Origin of the sequence: Dorea phocaeensis (assembly GCF_900240315.1) — a bacterium.
Lineage (GTDB): Bacteria > Bacillota > Clostridia > Lachnospirales > Lachnospiraceae > Dorea_B > Dorea_B phocaeensis.
Genome location: NZ_OEPZ01000002.1, coordinates 24,585 through 44,330 on the forward strand (window position 1 = coordinate 24,585; position 19,746 = coordinate 44,330).

Sequence of the window (19,746 nt, forward strand, 5' to 3'; positions counted from 1 at the left end):
CTTATCCAATATAAACAACTTCTTCTTTGGGCTGTTCTGCCGGCTCCATGGAGACTAAATACAACACCGGCTGTTTATTTCCAAATGACGTCACCGACTCATACTCAAACCGTGCACGCAGACGAACCCATTCTTTCTTCTTACAGTCCACTTTTTCCTTGGTTTTACACGGGTATCCATAGAACCTGGTATCTGCCGCACAACAAGTCATAATCTTGCGCACCGGAACAAACATGTCATCTTCCATTCCCCTTGGCCGAAATGTCTGTGCAAGAAATTCTATTTCTTTATGAAGGTATAATTCCGGGTGATCATAAGCATCCACATACCAGATTCCAAAATCCATATCCTCTACCACAATTCGATCTCCCTTTACATCATACGGAAGATCTTCTTCAGAAGGTTCTATAATCTTCCCGTCTGTCCCCTCAAAGATCAGCTGCGCCATAGGATTTTGTACTTTCAGCGCTCTTCTAAACCCTGATCGATCTACTCCTTCCGCGCATCGGTTAACTACAATCAATTCTGATTCTGTCAACTGCTCCATCAAAATGTTCCGCATATTCTTAAGATACATATCGAGCGTCTCGCCATTTACGGTAGAATACACTCCCTGCAGCTCCCAGTTTCTCGGATAACGAATCATCAGAAGCTCCTCCAGCTTCCACATTCCGTTAAACTCAATCACTACCTGAACTGGACGATAATTCTTTTCACAATTTTTAAAGAAAGCTGCATTTAGCTGATCGAACTCGTCTATTTTCAAAAGGATCATATCTTTTTCCTTCAGATATTCCTCTGAGTATTCTACCTCTCCTTCTTCACACACAATCAAAAGCGTCCGCCCTGGCTCAATCCACTCCTGTTCCATCAACACATCTTTCACCATTGTTGTCTTTCCGCTGTCCAGAGTTCCTGTACACACAAATACCGGTGTCACCATGATATCTTCTCCTTTATTTTTTCTTTAAAATTTATGTGTCTATAAAACATGAAACAATGTCTGCAATTTTGTTTCTTTCAAATCTGTACCAATCACACAAATTCGCCCGGTATAATCCGCTTGGCCTTCACGCACTTCTATCTCGCCCGGCACAAGATCAAATTGTTTCCATTCTCCAGTTTCCAGTTCAACAATTCCCTTCGCCCTAAGAATTGTACCGTAATTGCTCGTATCAGCCAATTCTTTCACAATCTGCTCCAACTCTCCTTCTGTATAACGATGCGCCGTCTCCTTTCCCCAGCTTGTAAAAACTTCATCTGCATGGTGGTGTCCATGATGATCATGTGAATGATTTTCCATGTTATGGCTGTGACTTTCCGGGTGGTGGGTATGGCTTTCCGAACCATCGTGGTGATCACAACAACCGCTGTGGTGCGTATGCTCTCCATGATCATGATGAGCATGATGATCATGGTGGTCACAACACTCATGGATATGGTCATCCTGATGGTTGTGATGACTGCCGCATCCACAAGTAACATAAAGATCCAAAATTCTCCGATCCTTCTCAAACGCATGTAAAACCGCCTCTTGCCCAAGCTTGTCCCATGGCGTAGAGATAATTGCCGCATCCTGATTTTCACCACGCAGCATTCGTACACATTCCTCCACTTGCGCATCCGTCATCAACTGTGTGCGGCTGATAACAATCGTAGATGCGTGCGCAATCTGATCTCGATAAAATTCACCAAAATTTTTCAGATAGGCTTTTGCTTTTTTCCCATCCACAACTGCAATTCGTCCTTCAATCGCAATTTCTGCATTTGCATTTACCGATTCAACTGCTCGGATAACATCCGACAATTTCCCTACACCTGACGGTTCGATAATTACGCGATCCGGATGATAATCTTCCAACACCTTCTGAAGTGCTTTACTGAAATCTCCTACCAACGTGCAGCAAATGCAGCCGGAGTTCATTTCCGTAATCTCTACACCCGCATCTTTCAAAAAGCCGCCGTCAATTCCAATCTCACCAAATTCATTTTCAATCAGCACAAGCTTTTCTCCGGCAAAAACCTGGTTGATCAACTTCTTAATAAAAGTTGTCTTTCCTGCACCGAGAAACCCTGAAATAATATCCACCTTTGTCATTATCAATGCCTCTTTTCTTATCCAAAATTCATTCCATATCTTATCACAATTTTCCCCCATCTTCAATTAGGGACAGGGGAAAACGCATTTGGGACGGAGTTTTTTGAAAAAAACTCCGTCCCAAATGTAATGTTAAATCAAACCACCAATTGACAAAAACAATGGGGCAAATACCAACGATACGATTGTCATCAACTTAATCAAAATATTGATAGACGGTCCGGAAGTATCTTTAAATGGATCTCCCACCGTATCTCCTACCACAGCGGCCTTATGCGCTTCACTTCCCTTCCCTCCATAATTTCCATCTTCTATGTATTTTTTTGCGTTATCCCACGCGCCTCCTGCATTTGACATAAATATCGCCATCATCACTCCTGTCACCAATGCTCCGGCCAATAATCCCCCAAGTGCTCCAGGTCCAAGAACAATTCCAACTACCAGGGGAGCCGCTACCGCCATCACTCCCGGAACCAGCATTTCTTTTAATGCCGCCGTCGTAGAAATGGCAACACAGGATTTGTAATCTGGCTTTACGGTTCCTTCCATAATCTCAGGATTCGCCCGAAACTGACGACGTACTTCCTCTATCATCTGATATGCCGCTTTTGATACAGACTGCATTGTCATAGCTGAAAACAGAAACGGAAGCATTCCTCCAATCATAAGGCCGATAATAACACGGCTATCCAAAATATCAATAGATTTTAACTGCACCGCCTCCGCATATGACACGAACAACGCCAACGCTGTAAGAGCCGCAGATCCAATTGCGAAGCCTTTCCCCATTGCTGCCGTTGTATTTCCTACCGCATCCAACCGATCTGTAATTTTACGAACATCTGACGGCAGACCTGACATTTCCGCAATTCCCCCTGCATTATCTGCAATTGGTCCATAAGCATCCACCGCAACTGTAATCGCCGTTGTAGATAACATACCTACCGCTGCCAGGGCAATTCCATACAAACCGCAGAACTGATACGCCACCAAAATACCTACACAAATCAAAAGAATCGGAATAGCCGTTGACTTCATTCCCACTGCAAGCCCACTAATAATCGTAGTTGCCGATCCCGTTTCTGACTGTTCCGCAATCTCTTTTACAGATTTATAATCGCCGGAAGTATACACTTCCGTAATAATTCCAATCAAAAGTCCTACTACCAAACCAGATACAATAGCAATCGCTGCGTGGAAATTTCCAAAGAAATATTGACTAAATACAAATGCCGCTACAAGTACCAATACACTAGATACGTAGGATCCCATTTTCAATGCCTTATGAGGATTGGATTTTTCGTCCCCTTTTACAAAAAATGTTCCTAAAATGGAAGCCAAAAGTCCCAAGCCTGCGATCATCAACGGGTAAACTGCTCCCGCTATCTCATAATATACAATGCCAAGCGTCAATGCAGAAATCAGTGCACCAACATAAGATTCAAATAAGTCCGCCCCCATTCCTGCCACATCTCCAACATTATCTCCCACATTATCCGCAATAACTGCAGGGTTTCTCGGATCATCTTCTGGAATTCCTGCTTCTACTTTTCCAACCAAATCGGCTCCCACGTCCGCCGCCTTCGTATAAATACCGCCGCCCACACGTGCAAATAATGCAATCGATGATGCCCCCAAGCTAAAGCCTGATAGAACCTCAACATTTCCAGTCACTAGATAAATAACACTGACACCAAGCACGCCCAAACCTGCAACACACATTCCCATCACTGCCCCACCGGAAAATGCAATAGACAATGCCTGGTTCATCCCTTTTTCCTTCGCAGCATTTGCCGTTCGTACATTGGCTCTGGTAGCCACCGTCATCCCAAAATATCCGGCCAACGTAGAAAACAATGCCCCAACAACAAAGCAAATAGCTGTAATCCAGCTTCCCACGCCCACTCCAATCAACACAAACAAAATTGCCATAAAGAAAATAAGGATCTTGTACTCTGCAGCCAGAAACGCCTGCGCGCCCTCACTGATTGCAGATGCAATTTCTTTCATTTTCTTCGTTCCTGCACTTTGCCGATTCACTCGTGCTGCCAACACACATGCAAATAAAAGAGCTGCCACTGCAAAAACCGGAACAATGTTCAAAAACATTTCCATAATACAAAACCTCCCTTACATTTTCTGTGATTTCATATTATCACAAAATTTTGTTTTGTATATATATATATTTCTGTTTTTTTATCGATTTTGTTCTTTATTTTAGAACCAAGGGTTTATATACCGCAATTAAGCACATAACTTATTCTCCGTCCTTTCGTTTGGGACGTGTACATTTTCAAAAAAACTCCGTCCCCAATGAAATTCACCCTGTCCCAAACATCAAAAAAAGAGAAGTCAGAATTATCTTGACTTCTCTTCTGCTAAAAACGCCGCTCCCAAAGCGCCCGCATATCTTCCATGTTTGGTTGGATCTACATTCTGTCCAATTTTTTCAGACAAAATTTTTGTGAAATATTCGCTGCTGCTAAGCCCGCCCGTCAAAATTACTTTCTCCGGAAGATTCTTCCTCTGGCTCAATTGTGCAACCTTAGCCGCCACAGAATCGACCACCCCTGCTGCAATATCCTCTCGTTTTCGTCCTTCTCCGATATAATTAATTACTTCTGACTCCGCAAACACCGTACACAGAGAACTGATCGGAAGCACAGTTCCTTCTGCCGCCATATCAAACAATTCCTGAAGCGTCACGCCAAGTCGGTTTGCCATAATCTCCAAAAACTTTCCTGTTCCCGCAGAACATTTATCATTCATAAGGAAATCCTGTACCATTCCATGTTCTACCAGTATCACCTTCGTATCCTGTCCACCAACGTCAATGATTGCACAATTCTCACCTGCCATCTCTCTTCCGCCCCGTGCATGACAAGTAATCTCTGTAATTACATAATCAGCAAAATCAACAGCTACACGTCCGTATCCAGTTGCCACAACCTTGGTATCATCCGACAGAACATCAATTCCATCTTCTTTCAGCCTTTCTTTAATTGTCTGGCAGGTCTCCTTACTGCTCCATCCTGTAGGCAATACAAACGCCGATTCTTTTTCTCCTCTGGTCACAACTTTGGAAGCTGTAGAACCAATATCAATTCCTACATAATTCAATATTCTCTACCTCTATCTAACAATATTTATCCCGATGGGGATTAACATCCCTCTCAATAGCCGCAATCTTCAGAATCTCTATCTCATGTTCTGCAATGCAGTCTTCAATTGCCGGAATATCCTCTTCTCTTACCAAAAGAGAAATTCCACAGCACTTACTCGCAGCCCTTGGGGTCGGAGCAATTGTCGCTCTGACCCCAAGCTTTTTTAATTCCTGATATAAGCGCATGCCATTATCATGATTGGGAAATAAAACATAATGCTGAATCGTCTGCATTTTTTACTTCCTCTCTATCTGCCCATCTTCAAAATGGACTTTTATCTTCTCTTTCTGACAATCAGTGATTCAGCATTTCAATAAATGCACTGACTCTGGTCCGAAGCTGCTGTGCATCACTGTCTGTATAATCTGTCTCAATACTCAGCACAGGAATACCAGCTTCCTTCAACGCCCGCTCTACAAAGTAGCCTTCTGTATCGTACAGATTACAGAATTTCAGATTTACATCCACAATTCCGTCCACCTTATATTCCTTCGCCAACCGAAGAATATCATCAATTCGGCCTTCATTTGGTGTAAAACATGCACAATTGATCTTCATATACCGCTCTGCCAATGCTTGAATCTGATCATCAACCGTTTCCTTTGTCTCATCTACCAGATTTTCAAAATAACGTGTTCCGGTACACATTTCTTCACAGACAACCACACCGCCACTGGTCTCTATAATATTATGCAACTTCCAGTTCGGAATTGCAAGTGGTGTTCCAGTCAGCATAATCCGTTTCGTTCCAGCCGGTACCACGCTGACTCCATTTTCCACTCTCTGTTCCAATTCATCACAAAGTGCATTTGTCATCTGCGTAAATCTTGCCGGATCGTCATAGAATGCGATCTGGGAAATAAGAAGCGCATCTCTTCCACTGATCGGAACCACATCCTGCTTCCTTGTATGATACAGTCTCTCCAGCGCTTTTCGCTTACTGTTAATAAGCTTTATACTCTTTGCTAGTTTCTCTGCTGTCACCTGATTTCCTGTAAATTCCTCTACCTTATTCTTAAAATCAGCAATTTCTTCTGCCCATGTCTGTACATCTTTGGCCCGTTTCATCTGAGGAAGGTTCATCACATAAACCGGAACGTCCTCTCCTAAAATTTCCCATGCCTTTTTCTTACCGTCACAGGTAGTTTCACCTACATACATATCGGCAATTCTGAAAAACGGACACGTCCGATCCAACCTTGCTCCAACAGAGGCTTTAATTAACGGACAGGTATTCGTTGGAAGTACCTTTTCTCCACCCGGTACCCAGAACTGGGATCCGCCACACAGCCCGGTAGCAATTGCATCCGCTGCAAACACAATTTCATCCGGAACATAAACACAAAATGTTCCAAATACTTTACCGCCCTTTTCCTGATGCTCAATTAGTTCTGCCGGACGGATTCCATGAATATCTGCAACTACCATATTATAGTAATCCATTCCCTCCGGACGGTTTTCCTGCGACAGGTAAACATCTCCAAATGCCTGTGGAAGCACAGCACATAATTGATCATGCATTTCCACATCCATACCAAGATCTTCCCACATCTTACGATAATCAGCCATTTTCTTTCCTCCTTGCATCTTTGCTTCGCTATTCTCCTGTGATTCTTCCGAATCCTATTACCAATACCGTATCATGTTTCCAGCATACGAGCAATGGGAGCAAGATGCCCGGGCGATCGTTTTTTTTGATATATTCACAAATATATTTGCATTTTCTATACTGAGAGCAATTCTCGAATTCCATCTGTGCAGTGCTCAACCTCTTCCTGCGTATTTGCCGCGCTAAACGCAAACCGCACGGTTCCCTGGGGATAGGTTCTAAGTGTCTGATGCGCAAGCGGCGCACAGTGAAGTCCAACCCTTGTCATCACTCCGTACTGCTGTTCCAGTTCAAATGCCATAACCGCATTATCTTTTTCTAAAAAATCCAACGACACGACTGCTACACGATCTTTTATGTTCTGTTTTCCTACAATTCTTACTCCCGGAATACTTCTAACCCGATCAAGGAACTGCCTGGTAAGTTCCATTTTCTTTTCATGGAGAGTCGAAAGACCCGTTCGCTCCAGATAAGAAAGCGCTGCATTTAACCCTATAATCCCCGGAAGATTCATCGTACCACTTTCATATTTATCCGGAAGTGTTCCTGGCATTTCAAGAGAATCCGACTGACTTCCTGTACCACCCGAAATATAAGGAATCATTTCTTTATCTAGTTCTTCTGTCAACAAAAAACCGCCTATTCCCTGCGGGCCAAGCAGTCCTTTATGCCCGGTAAAAGCAAGAAAATCAATTCCACACTCCTCCATATTTACCGGAATCGTACCTGCACTCTGAGCCGAGTCCACTACGAACCAAAGATGATGACGCTTACAAACCTCTCCTATTTCCCGAACCGGAAGCACCGTTCCACACACATTGGATGCATGCAACACAATAACTGCCCGAGTATGAGGCTTTATCGCCCGCTCTACCGCCTCCGGCGCCACACTTCCATCCAATTCTGTGTGCACCACATCATACGTAATCCCCCGCGACTTCATCTGTGTAAGCGGACGCATCACCGCATTGTGTTCCAATCCCGAAACCAATACATGATCTCCCTCTTTTAAGAAACCTTTGATAAAATAATTCAAAGAATACGTAATTCCGGGGGTAAAGATCACACGCCTGGAATCCGATGCATGAAACAGCTTTGCCAACTGATCACGGGTCTGAAGCACCAATCCTTCTACCTCATATGCCCCTTCGTAATTTCCACGGTTAATGTTAAACGCTCCCGTCATCAGAAGTTCTGACATTGCCTCTGCTACCTCTGGTGCTTTCGGCCAGGAAGTACTTCCATTGTCAAAATAAATCTTATTCTCCATAATCAATCCTCACTAACACCAAACCTTGCGGAGGCGCTGTTACCCCCGCCTCCGTCCGTTCCTTTGCCTCCAGTATTTCCTTTACTTTCTCCGGTTTATAGAACCCCCTTCCGACACGAATCAACGTCCCCGCAATAATCCGAACCATATTATAAAGAAAGCCATTTCCCGTGACCCGAATCACGATTTCTCGTCCTTCCCTATCAATTTCAATTCGATCCACCGTCCGCACCGTGCTTTCCACATTGGTCCGCACATTACAGAAGCTTGCGAAATCATGCTCTCCCACCAAATATGCTGCCGCTTCCCGCATCTTCTCAATGTCCATAGGAAAAGAGACAAACGCCGTGTACTGGCGCCGTAGCGGGTTTTTCGTCTGATCATTGTAAATTCGATATTCATATGTCTTTGTCACCTTACTCTGATACCTCGGATGCCAATCGCAGGGGACTTCCTCTGATTTCACAACCACAATATCTTCCGGAAGGCGCTGATTCAATGCATAAGCTATTCGTTCTGCCGGTATCGAAGATTCCGTATCAAATACCGCTACATTTCCAAGAGCATGTACCCCTGAATCGGTTCGGCTTGCGCCGATAATACGTATCTCCTCTCCCGTTAATTTGCATAATGCTTTATTCAAAACTTCTTCAATTGTAATTCCATTGGGCTGGATCTGCCAGCCACAGTAATTTGTGCCGTCATATGCAACAACAATTCTGACTCTTTTCATGCTAAACCTCCAGGGACAGGGTAATTCTTAATCGGGGACGGAGTTTTTTGCAAAAAACTCCGTCCCCGACGACAATTAAAACACCCACACATGCAGTGGTACGTACCTTCCTATTACGAACACCGCTATTACATATACAATTACAACAACATAAGCAATTCTATCCCGTTTCTCATAATGAAGTGGCTTCATCTTAGTGCGACCGTCACCGCCCCGATAACATCTTGCCTCCATTGCCATTGCCAGATCATTTGCCCGCCTAAATGCCGATACAAACAATGGCACGAGAATTGGAATCATGTTTTTGGCACGCTGAATGATATTTCCATTTTCCAGATCTGCTCCACGAGCGATTTGTGCCTTCATAATTTTATCCGTCTCTTCCAAAAGAATTGGAATGAAGCGAAGCGCGATAGACATAATCATCGCCACTTCATGTACCGGTACGTGAATTTTATTCAACGGATGAAGTAATTTTTCAATTCCGTCCGTCAGCTCATTCGGCGTTGTTGTAAACGTCATAAGCGATGAGCCAATGATCAAATAGATCAAACGTACCGCCATATAAACCGCCGTCTGAAGACCACCTTCTGTGATGGTAAAAATCCATGCATGAAATAATACTTCCCCATCTCTCGTCAGAAACAGATTGAAAATCACTGTAATCATCAACAGCATAATAACCGGTTTTAATCCCTTTACAATATAGGAAAACGGAACCTTCGACAAACGAATTACAACCGCCAAAAATAATGTTGCCACAATATATCCTGGAATACTCTTAAATAAAAACAAAGAAACCAGATATAAAAGTGTAGAAACAAGTTTCACTCTGGGATCCAACCGATGCAAAATGCTCTTCGCCGGATAATATTGTCCTATTGTTATATCTCTTATCATTTCCTCTTCTCCAAGGCATGCATAATTTCTTCTGCCGCTTCTTCTATCGTCGTAATATTCGTTTTTACATCCAACCCCTGCTCTTTCAAATCATGCATAATGTATGTGACTTGAGGCGCTGCAAGACCGATTTTTTCTAACTCTTTATAGTGCGCAAAAACCTCCACCGGTTTTCCATTATACTGAACCTGTCCTTTATTCATCACGATAATGCGATCTGCATATCGTGCGATATCTTCCATACTATGGGAAACCAAAATAACCGTCAGATCAGATTGCTTATGAAGATAAGCAATCTGATCCAAAATATCATCCCGCCCCTTAGGATCCAGACCAGCTGTCGGTTCATCCAACACCAATACTTTCGGACGCATTGCCAATACCCCGGCAATTGCCACCCGTCGCTTTTGCCCTCCAGACAATTCAAATGGAGAAGCTTTATAATATTTTTCTTTTAGTCCCACTAACTTCAGTGCCTCTAATGCCCGCGCCTTGCACTCTTCTGGTGACAACCCTTGATTTTTCGGTCCAAAACACACATCCGTCATCACGTCCACTTCAAACAACTGATGCTCCGGATATTGAAATACCAGGCCCACTTGATTGCGAAGCTCCCGCATCGGATATCCCTCTTCGTAAATATTTCTTCCTTCATAATACAATGCGCCACTGGTAGCTTTTACCAAGCCATTCAGGTGCTGAATCAAAGTGGATTTTCCGGAGCCCGTATGGCCAATAAGCCCGACAAATTCTCCATGTGGTATCTCCAGACAAATATCCTTAAGGGCATGCTTTTCATAAGCTGTCCCCTGGCTGTATACATAATTTAAATGTTCTAATTTAATCGACATATCGCATCCACCAATTCTTCTTTTTTCAAGATTCCCGCCGGTATTTCAAGACCTTTCTTTCGCAAGAGATCCGAAAGCACCGTCACCTGCGGAACATCCAAACGATATTCCTTTAACTTGTCCACCTGAGCAAATACTTCCCGCGGCGAGCCTTTCATCACAACGTGTCCATGATCCATTACATAAACCTGATCTGCATCCACTACTTCTTCCATATAATGGGTAATTAGAATCACCGTTACATGCTTTTTTTCACGCAGTTTCTGTACTGTCTTTAGAACTTCTTTTCTTCCCACAGGATCCAACATTGCTGTTGGTTCATCTAATACAATACATTTTGGTTCCATCGCAACGACTCCAGCAATTGCCACTCGCTGCTTTTGTCCTCCGGATAACTTATTTGGCGAATGATGGCGATATTCTATCATTCCAACCGCCTTCAAGCTTTCCTCCACTCGGCTCCAGATTTCATCTGTTGGTACTCCCAGGTTTTCCGGACCAAATCCCACATCTTCCTCTACAACAGTTCCGATAATCTGATTATCCGGATTTTGGAAAACCATCCCCGCCGACTGACGAACCTCCCACAGATTTTCGGGATCTTTGGTATCCTTTCCATCCACCCACATGGTCCCTTCTGTCGGAACCAAAATCGCATTCATATGCTTGGCCAGCGTAGATTTTCCCGATCCATTATGACCTAGAATCGCAATAAACTGCCCTTCCTTTACGTCAATGTCTACGCCGTCGATGGCACGCGACATTCCGATTACATTGCCTTCTTCATCTCGTTTTTCATATTCATATACCAGTCGCTCCGTCTGAACCATACCCATAAACAGCCGCCTCCACCCTGCTTTTACGTTAACTCTTTTCCTATTGTACGTTATCATTTCCTTTTTTGCAAGCGCAATCCCCATCTTGGCAGCAATGGTTTCTTCTAAAAATCCGCTCAAAGAGATGCTCTGCCGATCCTTTAGATAAAAGAAATGTGCGATACCATTCTGATAGATACCGCACATTTTTATTCCTTTGTCTTTTACATCTTTTCCGGTTCCGGATAATCCACACCCATGGTGTCAACCGTCACTTTTTTCATTCTCTGCACATTTAACGGTCTGTCACTGTAATCTGTATCCGTCTCAGCAATCTTATTAACAACATCCATTCCCTCAATAACCTTTCCAAATGCTGCATAAGCACCGTCAAGATGCGGTGAATTCTTGTGCATAATGAAGAACTGAGATCCTGCTGAATCTGGATGCATTGCTCTTGCCATTGACAGAACACCTTCTGTATGTGCTAATGCATTTGGGAATCCATTCTGTGCAAACTCTCCTTTAATCTGATATCCCGGTCCCCCCATTCCGGTTCCATCCGGGCATCCGCCCTGAATCATAAAACCACGGATAACACGGTGAAAACTCAGACCGTCATAGTACCCCTTCTTTACCAATGAAATAAAATTATTTACTGTATTAGCAGCAATCTCCGGATAAAGCTCCGCTTTCATAATATCTCCATTTTCCATTTCAATTGTAACAACTGGATTTGCCATTATTTGTTCCCTCTCTTTATCATAAATTTCAAATTTCTTTTTATTGTAACGGATTATTTATCATCCGTAAAGTAAAAACCTTCAAAGTCATATTTATACACCCGATAAATACATGTCTCTGAATCCATCTGATATCCGCCAATCAACTGATGATCCTTGTCATATTCTCCAAAGCTTCCGGAATCTCCCGATGCATATACCACATTTTCTCCTGTTTTCTGTACGCTTCCGCCATACTCTGAAACAGGCAGTTCAAAAGATTCTTTCAGACAGAAAGTTCCGCTATTCTCATCTACTAAATATTTATAATAATAAGATTTTGCTTCTTTCTTCTGCTCTTCTAAAATTCCTATCTGTCCCCAATCAAGATCCGGTCGGGATTTACTTATTCCTGTATCATTATTAAACAGATAGAGATAATACTGCCCTTCTTCTAACTCTTTGTCCTTAGCATAGAACACCGAACTTTGTCCGCCCTGAATCGTAAACTCTCCATCCTTTTTCAGGACCAAATTCTCATATGGCGTTCCATTCCAGATCTGTGGTTCCCCAATGATATAAGCCACCGTCGGATTATCATAAATGCTGACGAGTTTAATTATCGATGAGGTTTCTCTAGAACTTAAAATCAATGCCCCATCGCCTGCCCACTGAATCGAATTTATCTGCATCCAGTCAAGCTTTCCTTCTTCATTTCTCTGACACATAGCTTTATATTCTGGAAAAATCTTTCCCAAGTCCAAAACTTCTGTAACCGCTCCAGACTTTACATCCAATTTCAATACGATATCCTCCAAGCTATCTTTGGAAGAATCTGTCGCAAGAATCAAAAGATTTCCATTTTCATCAAATACATAATCGTGATGCAGACGATAAGTTCCCAGGTCATAGATATTGGTAATCTGACCCAGGCGGTTCATCTGTACCATCTTCGTGTCTGAAATACTGTAATACATGAAACCATCTTCAAAAATCAGCCGTTGGCTTCTTCCACCAAGAAGGGGAATTTCCCCTCTTAACACACCTTCATTATCATAATAATACATAAAATCCGGCGCGCTCTTCTCATTTCCAAACACCACGTACAGCCCATTCTCCGGCTTACTTTCAGTCTCTTCGGTCTCCTTTTCCAGCAGGACATCCTCATCTCCTAGAACCGATCCCATTTCCATGACAATCTCTTTTTTGTCTGTCGAGCCATCTTCTCTCGTCATAAAAAACGTAATTTTGTTCTCCATCTCCGGCACCAAACCGACCACCTGAAATTCATGTTCCGTTTGATATTCTTCTTCCTGCCAGACATTTGCTGAAAATTCACCAATCTTCTTATCTTCTGCATCAACCTTATAAGAAACACTGACCGGATCCTTGGTGCAGAAATATACATACAATGACTGAGCATTCGTCCCAAAGGGGTTCTTCTCAATCAGCATATTTTTGACGGTATAGCCGCCAGCCTCCTTTTTCTTCTCCAGCTCTTTTTCAATCTTCTGCTGGCTTTCCACCTGATACGTATCCTTAATTTCCTGAATCGTCTGCTTCTGCACATCCGTTAGATTTACCGATTGCTGCATAACCTCGTCCTGCTCTGCTGCATTTACCTGCATATTGCCTGATGCAAGAAAACACACAGCCAAAAGACCTATTATCCACATCTTCCTTCTCAATATAATTACCTGCCTTTTATTGGGGACGTGTACTTTTCAAAAAAACTCCGTCCCAAATGAAATTTTCCCTGTCCCTATTTTACATAAAAGGACTGTTCCACCTCTGTGGGGATAACTTCCGAATCTATCCACTCAATGTTAATAAAACTGTTCCTGTTGAGCCCCTCCAACAATTTATCGATCATTGGCTCTCTTCCCTGAACCTCCATCTTAACCGTTCCATCATATTCGTTTTTCACCCATCCTGTCAAGCCCAATGACTGTGCCAGGTATTTTGCCGTATACCGAAATCCAACGCCCTGTACACGACCGTAAAACTTATATTTCTTCCTTATCTCTGTCATAAATCCAATCCTTCTTTTCCACTTCTTTCTTATTCTAATCCCAAATATGTGGAAAATCAATTTGCAATTTGGGACACGCTGAAAGTTAATCGGGGACGTGTACTTTTTAAAAAAACTCCGTCCCCAATGGATCAAACAACGACAACTGATAATCCCGATTACTCTTTGCCGCTTTCTCCCGAATCACCTCATCCCCCCGTAGATTTCCAATCATAAGGGAAGACTTCGGATCATGCATAGCGTGTTTACGCTCCGTGCTCTCTTTCCTCCCATTAGCATAACAATACTTACAACCATGGATGCAGGTATCATAGATGCCAATGTCAACGCTTTCTGCGCATCCGCACTCCCTGCGCTGTCCGCTATCTTTTTTCAAATCCAGTTTATAACCGATCAATTTCCGAATTCTTTCCTTGTCGATACACGCGCCATGTAAAATTCCATATTCGCTCAGATCAATTTTTTCTGCGCAAGTATACAACGGAAGACCATACTTCTTCGCAATCTTTGCAAAGCCTTTTCCTAGTTCCCGCATGTCTTCCTCTTCCAGTTCCAAAAACGGACTTTCTTTATAATTGTCAACAAAACTGATCATACACCTTGTTGTTGCCTGGTGGAGCCATTCGCACATCTGTTCAAACTTTTCAAAATGATAATTTATTGTATATTTATCCGTCAGTAAAACAGGATCATATCTCCAGTCTATCCGTTCTTTTCCAATTTCTTCACTCAAAAGCAAAAAAGTGGCCATCGATTCTTCTGTTCTGGGAATGTTGCTTTCTAGATCCTCTTCATATCCTGTGATCGTCATCTGAAAATAGTAATTATATCCCATGCTATCTATTTCTTTCAGATATGGCAGGAGTGGTTGAGGATTCTTAGTCCAAAAAGCAATACAATCAACCGTATCCGGTGATAGGGAAATACGGCTGACTTTTTTTCTATTATAGGGATTTGGAACCAATACTTCCCCCGCTCTCAAACGATTTACAAACCATTCTGGATACAGAGCCGGAATATCTGTTCTTCTGCTGACACTGATAATCATTCCTGCCTCCAAAAATTGTTCAGATTATTCTTGATATTGTATTCATCATATACCGAAACTCCCCAATCGTCAATTATCCTCTTTTTCTTTTGGATACTATATCCTTTCTATTTGCCGATTCCTCTGCGCCTTTATCGTCCAAAATATTTCTCCACCAATCCGCAATACTCCTGATACAGCTTCTCGTCTTTGAAAGCATCTGCAAGTGCATCCCGCACACCTTTATAATACCAGCCAATCACAGTCTTATCCTTCATCCGGAAACGCTCCCACAGTCGCTCGCCTGCGACAGGATAATCCCGGTCAATGTCCCGCATATTGGAAAGCTTATCTGCAAGTCCGACCATCTGCACCTCCCATGGTGCCGTCCGCAAATGTTCGATCGTAAACGTCTTTCGTTCCATCCAGCTTTTCGATTTATCTTCACTTTCCTGCGCCACAATATATGCAACCTTCTCAGAAAACTCCTGCGCCAACAGACGCTGAGAAACCCCTTCACAATCTTCAATCGTGTCATGAAGAACAGCGGCACAAATCACGTCCTCATCATCTGTCATTTCCGCTACAATTTCACTAACCTCAACCGGATGTACAATATACGGCCTTTGCGTCCCTTTCCGAAACTGTCCCTCGTGTGCTCTCGTTGCAAATTTCATTGCCTTTTCAATCATAACTGCACCTCTTCTCCTTCTATTTCATCCCGAAGTCCTGCCTTTTCCCGTCTGTGGAACAGATCAAAAATACAAGGCACCACAAACAAGGTCAACAGTGTTCCATAAACCAATCCTCCGATTGTCACTACCGCCATTGGCTGAATCATATCGGCTCCCATTCCTACTCCAAGCGCCAATGTAAAGAGCCCCAAAATCGTAGTCAGCGCCGTCATAATAATCGGACGAAGTCTCGTCTTCCCCGCTGTTACCAGCGCGTCTTTTCGCTCCATCCCACTTCGCATCAACTGATTGGTATAGTCAATAAACACAATTCCATTATTTACAATGATTCCAGACAGCATAACAAAGCCAATCATCGCAATCACACTCAGCGACATCTGAGACATCCAAAGGGCCAGAAGTCCTCCGGTAAATGCCAGCGGAACAGTAAACATTACAATAAACGGAGAACGAAGGGACTGGAACTGCGCCACCATGATCAAATACATAAAGACCAGTGCAAGCCCAAGCATTTTAAACAGCTCTGTCATCGCTTCATTGATCGTCGCATCTTCTCCGTCCATCTCTACTTCATACCCAGCGGGCACATCGTAAGATTCCAACGCCTTTTTCACCCGGTTACTGACTAAGCCAATGTTATCTCCTTCTTTGATTTCCGCCGTCACCGACATATAACGACTCTGATCTTTCCGACTTATTGCCAAAAGTCCGGTTGCATCTTCAAAGGATGCGATATCAGAAAGTTTTACTTCCTCCGATGTTCCATCCTGCTTCTTTGCCGTCACCGCCATATTGCGGATCTCTTCCCTGGTCATGCTTTCTTTCGCATCCTCTCTTACATAAACGCCGTAATCCTGCACGTCTGTAGAAAGTGTCGTCGCCTCCTTTGATTCTGCAAGTTCCTGATATAACTCCTGATAGACCTGTGCTACCGTCAATCCATGCGCCACCGCCTTTGCCTTATCCACGACAATTCTCATCTCTGGCTTATGATCTTCGGTTCCATCCAGCACGTTCTGTGTTCCCTTTGTATTCGCCACTATTTTTTTGATGTCACCCGCTATTTTTTGAAGCTGATCCACTTCCTTCCCTTTGATCTGAATACTGATTCCGGCATTTCCAAGCGCGCTCATATCCATATTTGACATAACTACCGTTAATTCTCCGTCAAGATCTTTGGTCACCTCTTCAATTTTTTTCTTAAGACTTTGATTATCCATGGATGGGCGTTCCTTCGTAATTGCATAGAAAGAAACTTTATTTTCCTCCCCCCGAGTTCCCATCATGTCTGATGCTGCAACCATTGCTCCTACATCTTCAATATCAGGAATTTTTCCCACTCTTTCCATTACTTGATCTGCAACTTTTGCTGTATCTTCCAGACTGGTTCCTTTCTCCATTTCAAGATTCATACTAACTTGGCTACTCTCCATCTGAGGCATAAATTCCGTTCCACGCGTCGATTCCAAAAGAATACTTCCCAGAAACAGAATGAATGCTCCTGCAAGTACCAGTTTCTTATGTCGAAGCGCCGCTGCAAGAAGCATTCCATAGGCATCCTTTATCTTCCGGAAGAAGTTTGACTCCTTCTCTTCCGTTCGCTTCAAAAGCCCAGCTGAAATCATCGGAACCAATGTCAATGCTACCACAAGACTTGCCAGAAGCGAATACGCAATAGTCAAGCCCATGTCTACAAACAGCTGTCTGGTAATTCCTTTCGTAAATACAATCGGAAGAAATACGCATACCGTAGTTAAAGTAGACGCCATAATTGCTCCGCCCACCTGCCTTGCTCCCTCAATTGCCGCTTCTTTTGCCGATGCGCCTTCTTCATTTCTCATTCTGTAAATATTTTCAATCACCACAATGGAGTTATCTACCAGCATTCCCACACCGAGCGCAAGCCCTGACAGCGAAATAATATTAAGCGTCACTCCTGAGAAATACATGGCAACCAGCGCCGTCATAATACTGATCGGAATCGAACATGCAATAACAAATGTCGGCCGGATACTTTTTAAAAATACCAGCAAAATCAGAATCGCCAACGCCGCGCCATACAATAAATTCTGAAGTACCGAATTGACAACCATCTCAATATAGATTCCCTGATCCATCAAGATAACCATTCCTATATCCGAATGTTCCTTTTGGATCTGTCGGAACTTTTCCTGTACACGCCTGCTGACATCCCCGGTAGAATACCCGGTTTGTTTCTGAATGCTCAGCATCAGTCCCGGTTCCCCATTAATCTTCGCATAAGTCTCATCTGCATTATTGACCAATTCCACACTTGCAATATCTGACAAGCAGATCGGATCAAAGCCTTCCGTATCAAGAAGTACCAAATTCTTAATATCTTCAATACTTCGGAATTTATCACCCACACGGATTAGATAATCAATCCCATCCTCTCTCACATACCCTGCCGGCATCCGAAAATTCTGGGCATTCAGCAAGGTTTCCACTGTTTCTGCCGAAAGAAGATCTCCCATCCCCGCAGCTGCTAGATCTGCTTCGCTACCTGCTGCCTGCGCCTGTGCTTCCTGCATCTGAATCGCCATCTCTCCAGCTGACAGACTTGCCTGTGCCTGTCCTAATCCTGTGGCTGTTTCCAGCTGAGCTGAGGCAAGTTCTCCCCTTGCCTGGGCTAATGTCATTGCCCCGCTGTTGACCTGCGTCTTAAGATTTTCTAACTGACTTTTCCCCTGTGTAATCTGGGACATATTTTCTGTCAGTGTCTGCACCGTCGCATCTGCCTGAGAAAGAGCTGCCTGCGCCGTCGCATACAACGAGTCGTAATTGTCCATTACCGGCTGAAGCTTCGCTTTCTGAGCCTCTAAGTTCGCACGTTCTTCTTCCGTAAGATCTGGATTTTGAAGCGCTGCCACAATTTGTTCATAGCTTTCCTTTGCCGTGGCAAGCTCTGTAATCTGAGCCTCTGCCGCAGCCTTTGCTGCCTGTGCCATCGCAAGCGACTGGGAAAGCTGTGTCTCTGCCACATTAAGTTCTGCCATTTTCTCGCTAATCTCAAGCTGTGCCTGTCGGATCTCCTCACTTTTTACAGCCACCTGTGCTTCCGCCTCTGAAAGTCCGGCCGCCGCCTGCTGCTGCCCAATCTCCAGCGCAGCTTTTCCACTTTCCACCTGAGACTTAGCTTCCTCCAGCGCACTTTTGGCTTCATTGATTTTTGCTTCCATCTCCGCCTTCATATCAGCATTTAATTGTGTAATCTGCTCTTCGTGAAGGGTTACCTCCACCATTTCTTCTACACTTCCTGATACTCCAACCGAAGCAACACCCTCGACGCTTTCTATCTCCGGTATTACTTCGTCCTGAATCAGCTGGCTGGCACTTCCGGCATCCTGCCCCTTTGCACTGACAGCGGTAATCAGTACCGGCATCATATCTGGATTTAATTTCATAATAATGGGATTCGATACTGCATCCGGCCAGAACCCCTGTATCTGATCGAGACTTTCTCTCATCTCGATAGTAACGGCGTCCATATTGGCAGTTTGATCGAATTCAAGAACCACTGTGGATGCATTTTCGCTGGATATTGACTGAACAGTCTTGATATTGCTGACGGTTGCCATCGTCTGCTCTACTGGTTTCGTTACCACTTCCTCTACTTCTTCCGGGCTTGCTCCCGCATAGGTCGTTGCAACGATAGCATACGGAAGATTCATGCTCGGAAGCAGATCTACCGTCATATTCTGAAATGATACAATTCCTAAGATAATAATTAGCACGACCCCTACCACAACCGTATAGGGTCTTTTCACACTCAATTTTGACAGCATAATTTTCCTCTCACTTTAGTCTTT

At 43.6% G+C, this 19,746-nt stretch carries 17 protein-coding genes; all 17 read right to left on the reverse strand.

Going from position 1 to position 19,746, the window contains the following annotated elements:
• Position 1 precedes the first annotated feature (1 nt).
• The 17 genes from C0979_RS04010 to C0979_RS04090 all read right to left on the reverse strand — a co-directional run bounded on the left by C0979_RS04010 (position 2) and on the right by C0979_RS04090 (position 19,722).
• Positions 2 to 943: a TIGR03943 family putative permease subunit gene (locus tag C0979_RS04010; RefSeq protein ID WP_101694806.1), complete on the reverse strand. Its 942-nt coding sequence runs from the start codon at positions 941 to 943 to the stop codon at positions 2 to 4.
• A 39-nt stretch (positions 944 to 982) separates the two neighbouring features.
• Positions 983 to 2,098: a CobW family GTP-binding protein gene (locus C0979_RS04015; protein ID WP_101694807.1), complete on the reverse strand. Its 1,116-nt coding sequence runs from the start codon at positions 2,096 to 2,098 to the stop codon at positions 983 to 985.
• Between the two features lie 132 nt (positions 2,099 to 2,230).
• Positions 2,231 to 4,213, reverse strand: a complete 1,983-nt coding sequence (locus C0979_RS04020) for a sodium-translocating pyrophosphatase (RefSeq protein WP_101694808.1) — start codon at positions 4,211 to 4,213, stop codon at positions 2,231 to 2,233.
• Between the two features lie 243 nt (positions 4,214 to 4,456).
• Positions 4,457 to 5,218: an acyl-CoA dehydratase activase gene (locus C0979_RS04025; RefSeq protein ID WP_101694809.1), complete on the reverse strand. Its 762-nt coding sequence runs from the start codon at positions 5,216 to 5,218 to the stop codon at positions 4,457 to 4,459.
• A 16-nt stretch (positions 5,219 to 5,234) separates the two neighbouring features.
• Positions 5,235 to 5,495 carry a putative Se/S carrier protein gene (locus tag C0979_RS04030; RefSeq protein WP_101694810.1) on the reverse strand — a complete coding sequence of 87 codons (261 nt, stop codon included), beginning with the start codon at positions 5,493 to 5,495 and terminating at the stop codon, positions 5,235 to 5,237.
• Positions 5,496 to 5,556: 61 nt separating this feature from the next.
• Positions 5,557 to 6,831, reverse strand: a complete 1,275-nt coding sequence (locus C0979_RS04035) for a double-cubane-cluster-containing anaerobic reductase (RefSeq protein WP_101694811.1) — start codon at positions 6,829 to 6,831, stop codon at positions 5,557 to 5,559.
• 155 nt (positions 6,832 to 6,986) lie between these two features.
• Positions 6,987 to 8,141 (reverse strand): aminotransferase class V-fold PLP-dependent enzyme, encoded by a 1,155-nt coding sequence (locus C0979_RS04040; protein ID WP_101694812.1) that lies wholly within the window; start codon positions 8,139 to 8,141, stop codon positions 6,987 to 6,989.
• Positions 8,131 to 8,874, reverse strand: coding sequence for a tRNA pseudouridine(38-40) synthase TruA (gene truA / locus C0979_RS04045; protein WP_101694813.1), 744 nt, complete (start codon positions 8,872 to 8,874; stop codon positions 8,131 to 8,133). Before truA ends, C0979_RS04040 begins: the two co-directional genes overlap by 11 nt.
• 75 nt (positions 8,875 to 8,949) lie before the next feature.
• Complete coding sequence (locus tag C0979_RS04050) at positions 8,950 to 9,774, reverse strand: energy-coupling factor transporter transmembrane component T family protein (RefSeq protein WP_101694814.1); 825 nt, start codon at positions 9,772 to 9,774, stop codon at positions 8,950 to 8,952.
• Positions 9,771 to 10,625, reverse strand: a complete 855-nt coding sequence (locus tag C0979_RS04055; RefSeq protein WP_101694815.1) for an energy-coupling factor transporter ATPase — start codon at positions 10,623 to 10,625, stop codon at positions 9,771 to 9,773. The genes C0979_RS04050 and C0979_RS04055 overlap by 4 nt, the downstream gene beginning before the upstream one ends.
• The gene (locus tag C0979_RS04060) at positions 10,610 to 11,461 is read right to left on the reverse strand and encodes an energy-coupling factor transporter ATPase (protein ID WP_101695306.1); all 852 of its coding nucleotides are present in this window, start codon (positions 11,459 to 11,461) and stop codon (positions 10,610 to 10,612) included. The genes C0979_RS04055 and C0979_RS04060 overlap by 16 nt, the downstream gene beginning before the upstream one ends.
• A gap of 203 nt (positions 11,462 to 11,664) precedes the next feature.
• Entirely contained in the window at positions 11,665 to 12,183 is a 519-nt protein-coding gene (locus tag C0979_RS04065; protein WP_101694816.1) for a peptidylprolyl isomerase, read from the reverse strand.
• A gap of 53 nt (positions 12,184 to 12,236) precedes the next feature.
• Positions 12,237 to 13,838, reverse strand: a complete 1,602-nt coding sequence (locus C0979_RS04070) for an aryl-sulfate sulfotransferase (RefSeq protein WP_101694817.1) — start codon at positions 13,836 to 13,838, stop codon at positions 12,237 to 12,239.
• An 86-nt stretch (positions 13,839 to 13,924) separates the two neighbouring features.
• Complete coding sequence (locus tag C0979_RS04075; protein WP_101694818.1) at positions 13,925 to 14,194, reverse strand: acylphosphatase; 270 nt, start codon at positions 14,192 to 14,194, stop codon at positions 13,925 to 13,927.
• Between the two features lie 106 nt (positions 14,195 to 14,300).
• The gene (locus C0979_RS04080) at positions 14,301 to 15,242 is read right to left on the reverse strand and encodes a DUF1848 domain-containing protein (protein ID WP_101694819.1); all 942 of its coding nucleotides are present in this window, start codon (positions 15,240 to 15,242) and stop codon (positions 14,301 to 14,303) included.
• Positions 15,243 to 15,373: 131 nt separating this feature from the next.
• Positions 15,374 to 15,913: an HD domain-containing protein gene (locus tag C0979_RS04085; protein ID WP_101694820.1), complete on the reverse strand. Its 540-nt coding sequence runs from the start codon at positions 15,911 to 15,913 to the stop codon at positions 15,374 to 15,376.
• The gene (locus C0979_RS04090; protein WP_101694821.1) at positions 15,910 to 19,722 is read right to left on the reverse strand and encodes an efflux RND transporter permease subunit; all 3,813 of its coding nucleotides are present in this window, start codon (positions 19,720 to 19,722) and stop codon (positions 15,910 to 15,912) included. The genes C0979_RS04085 and C0979_RS04090 overlap by 4 nt, the downstream gene beginning before the upstream one ends.
• Positions 19,723 to 19,746 lie beyond the last annotated feature (24 nt).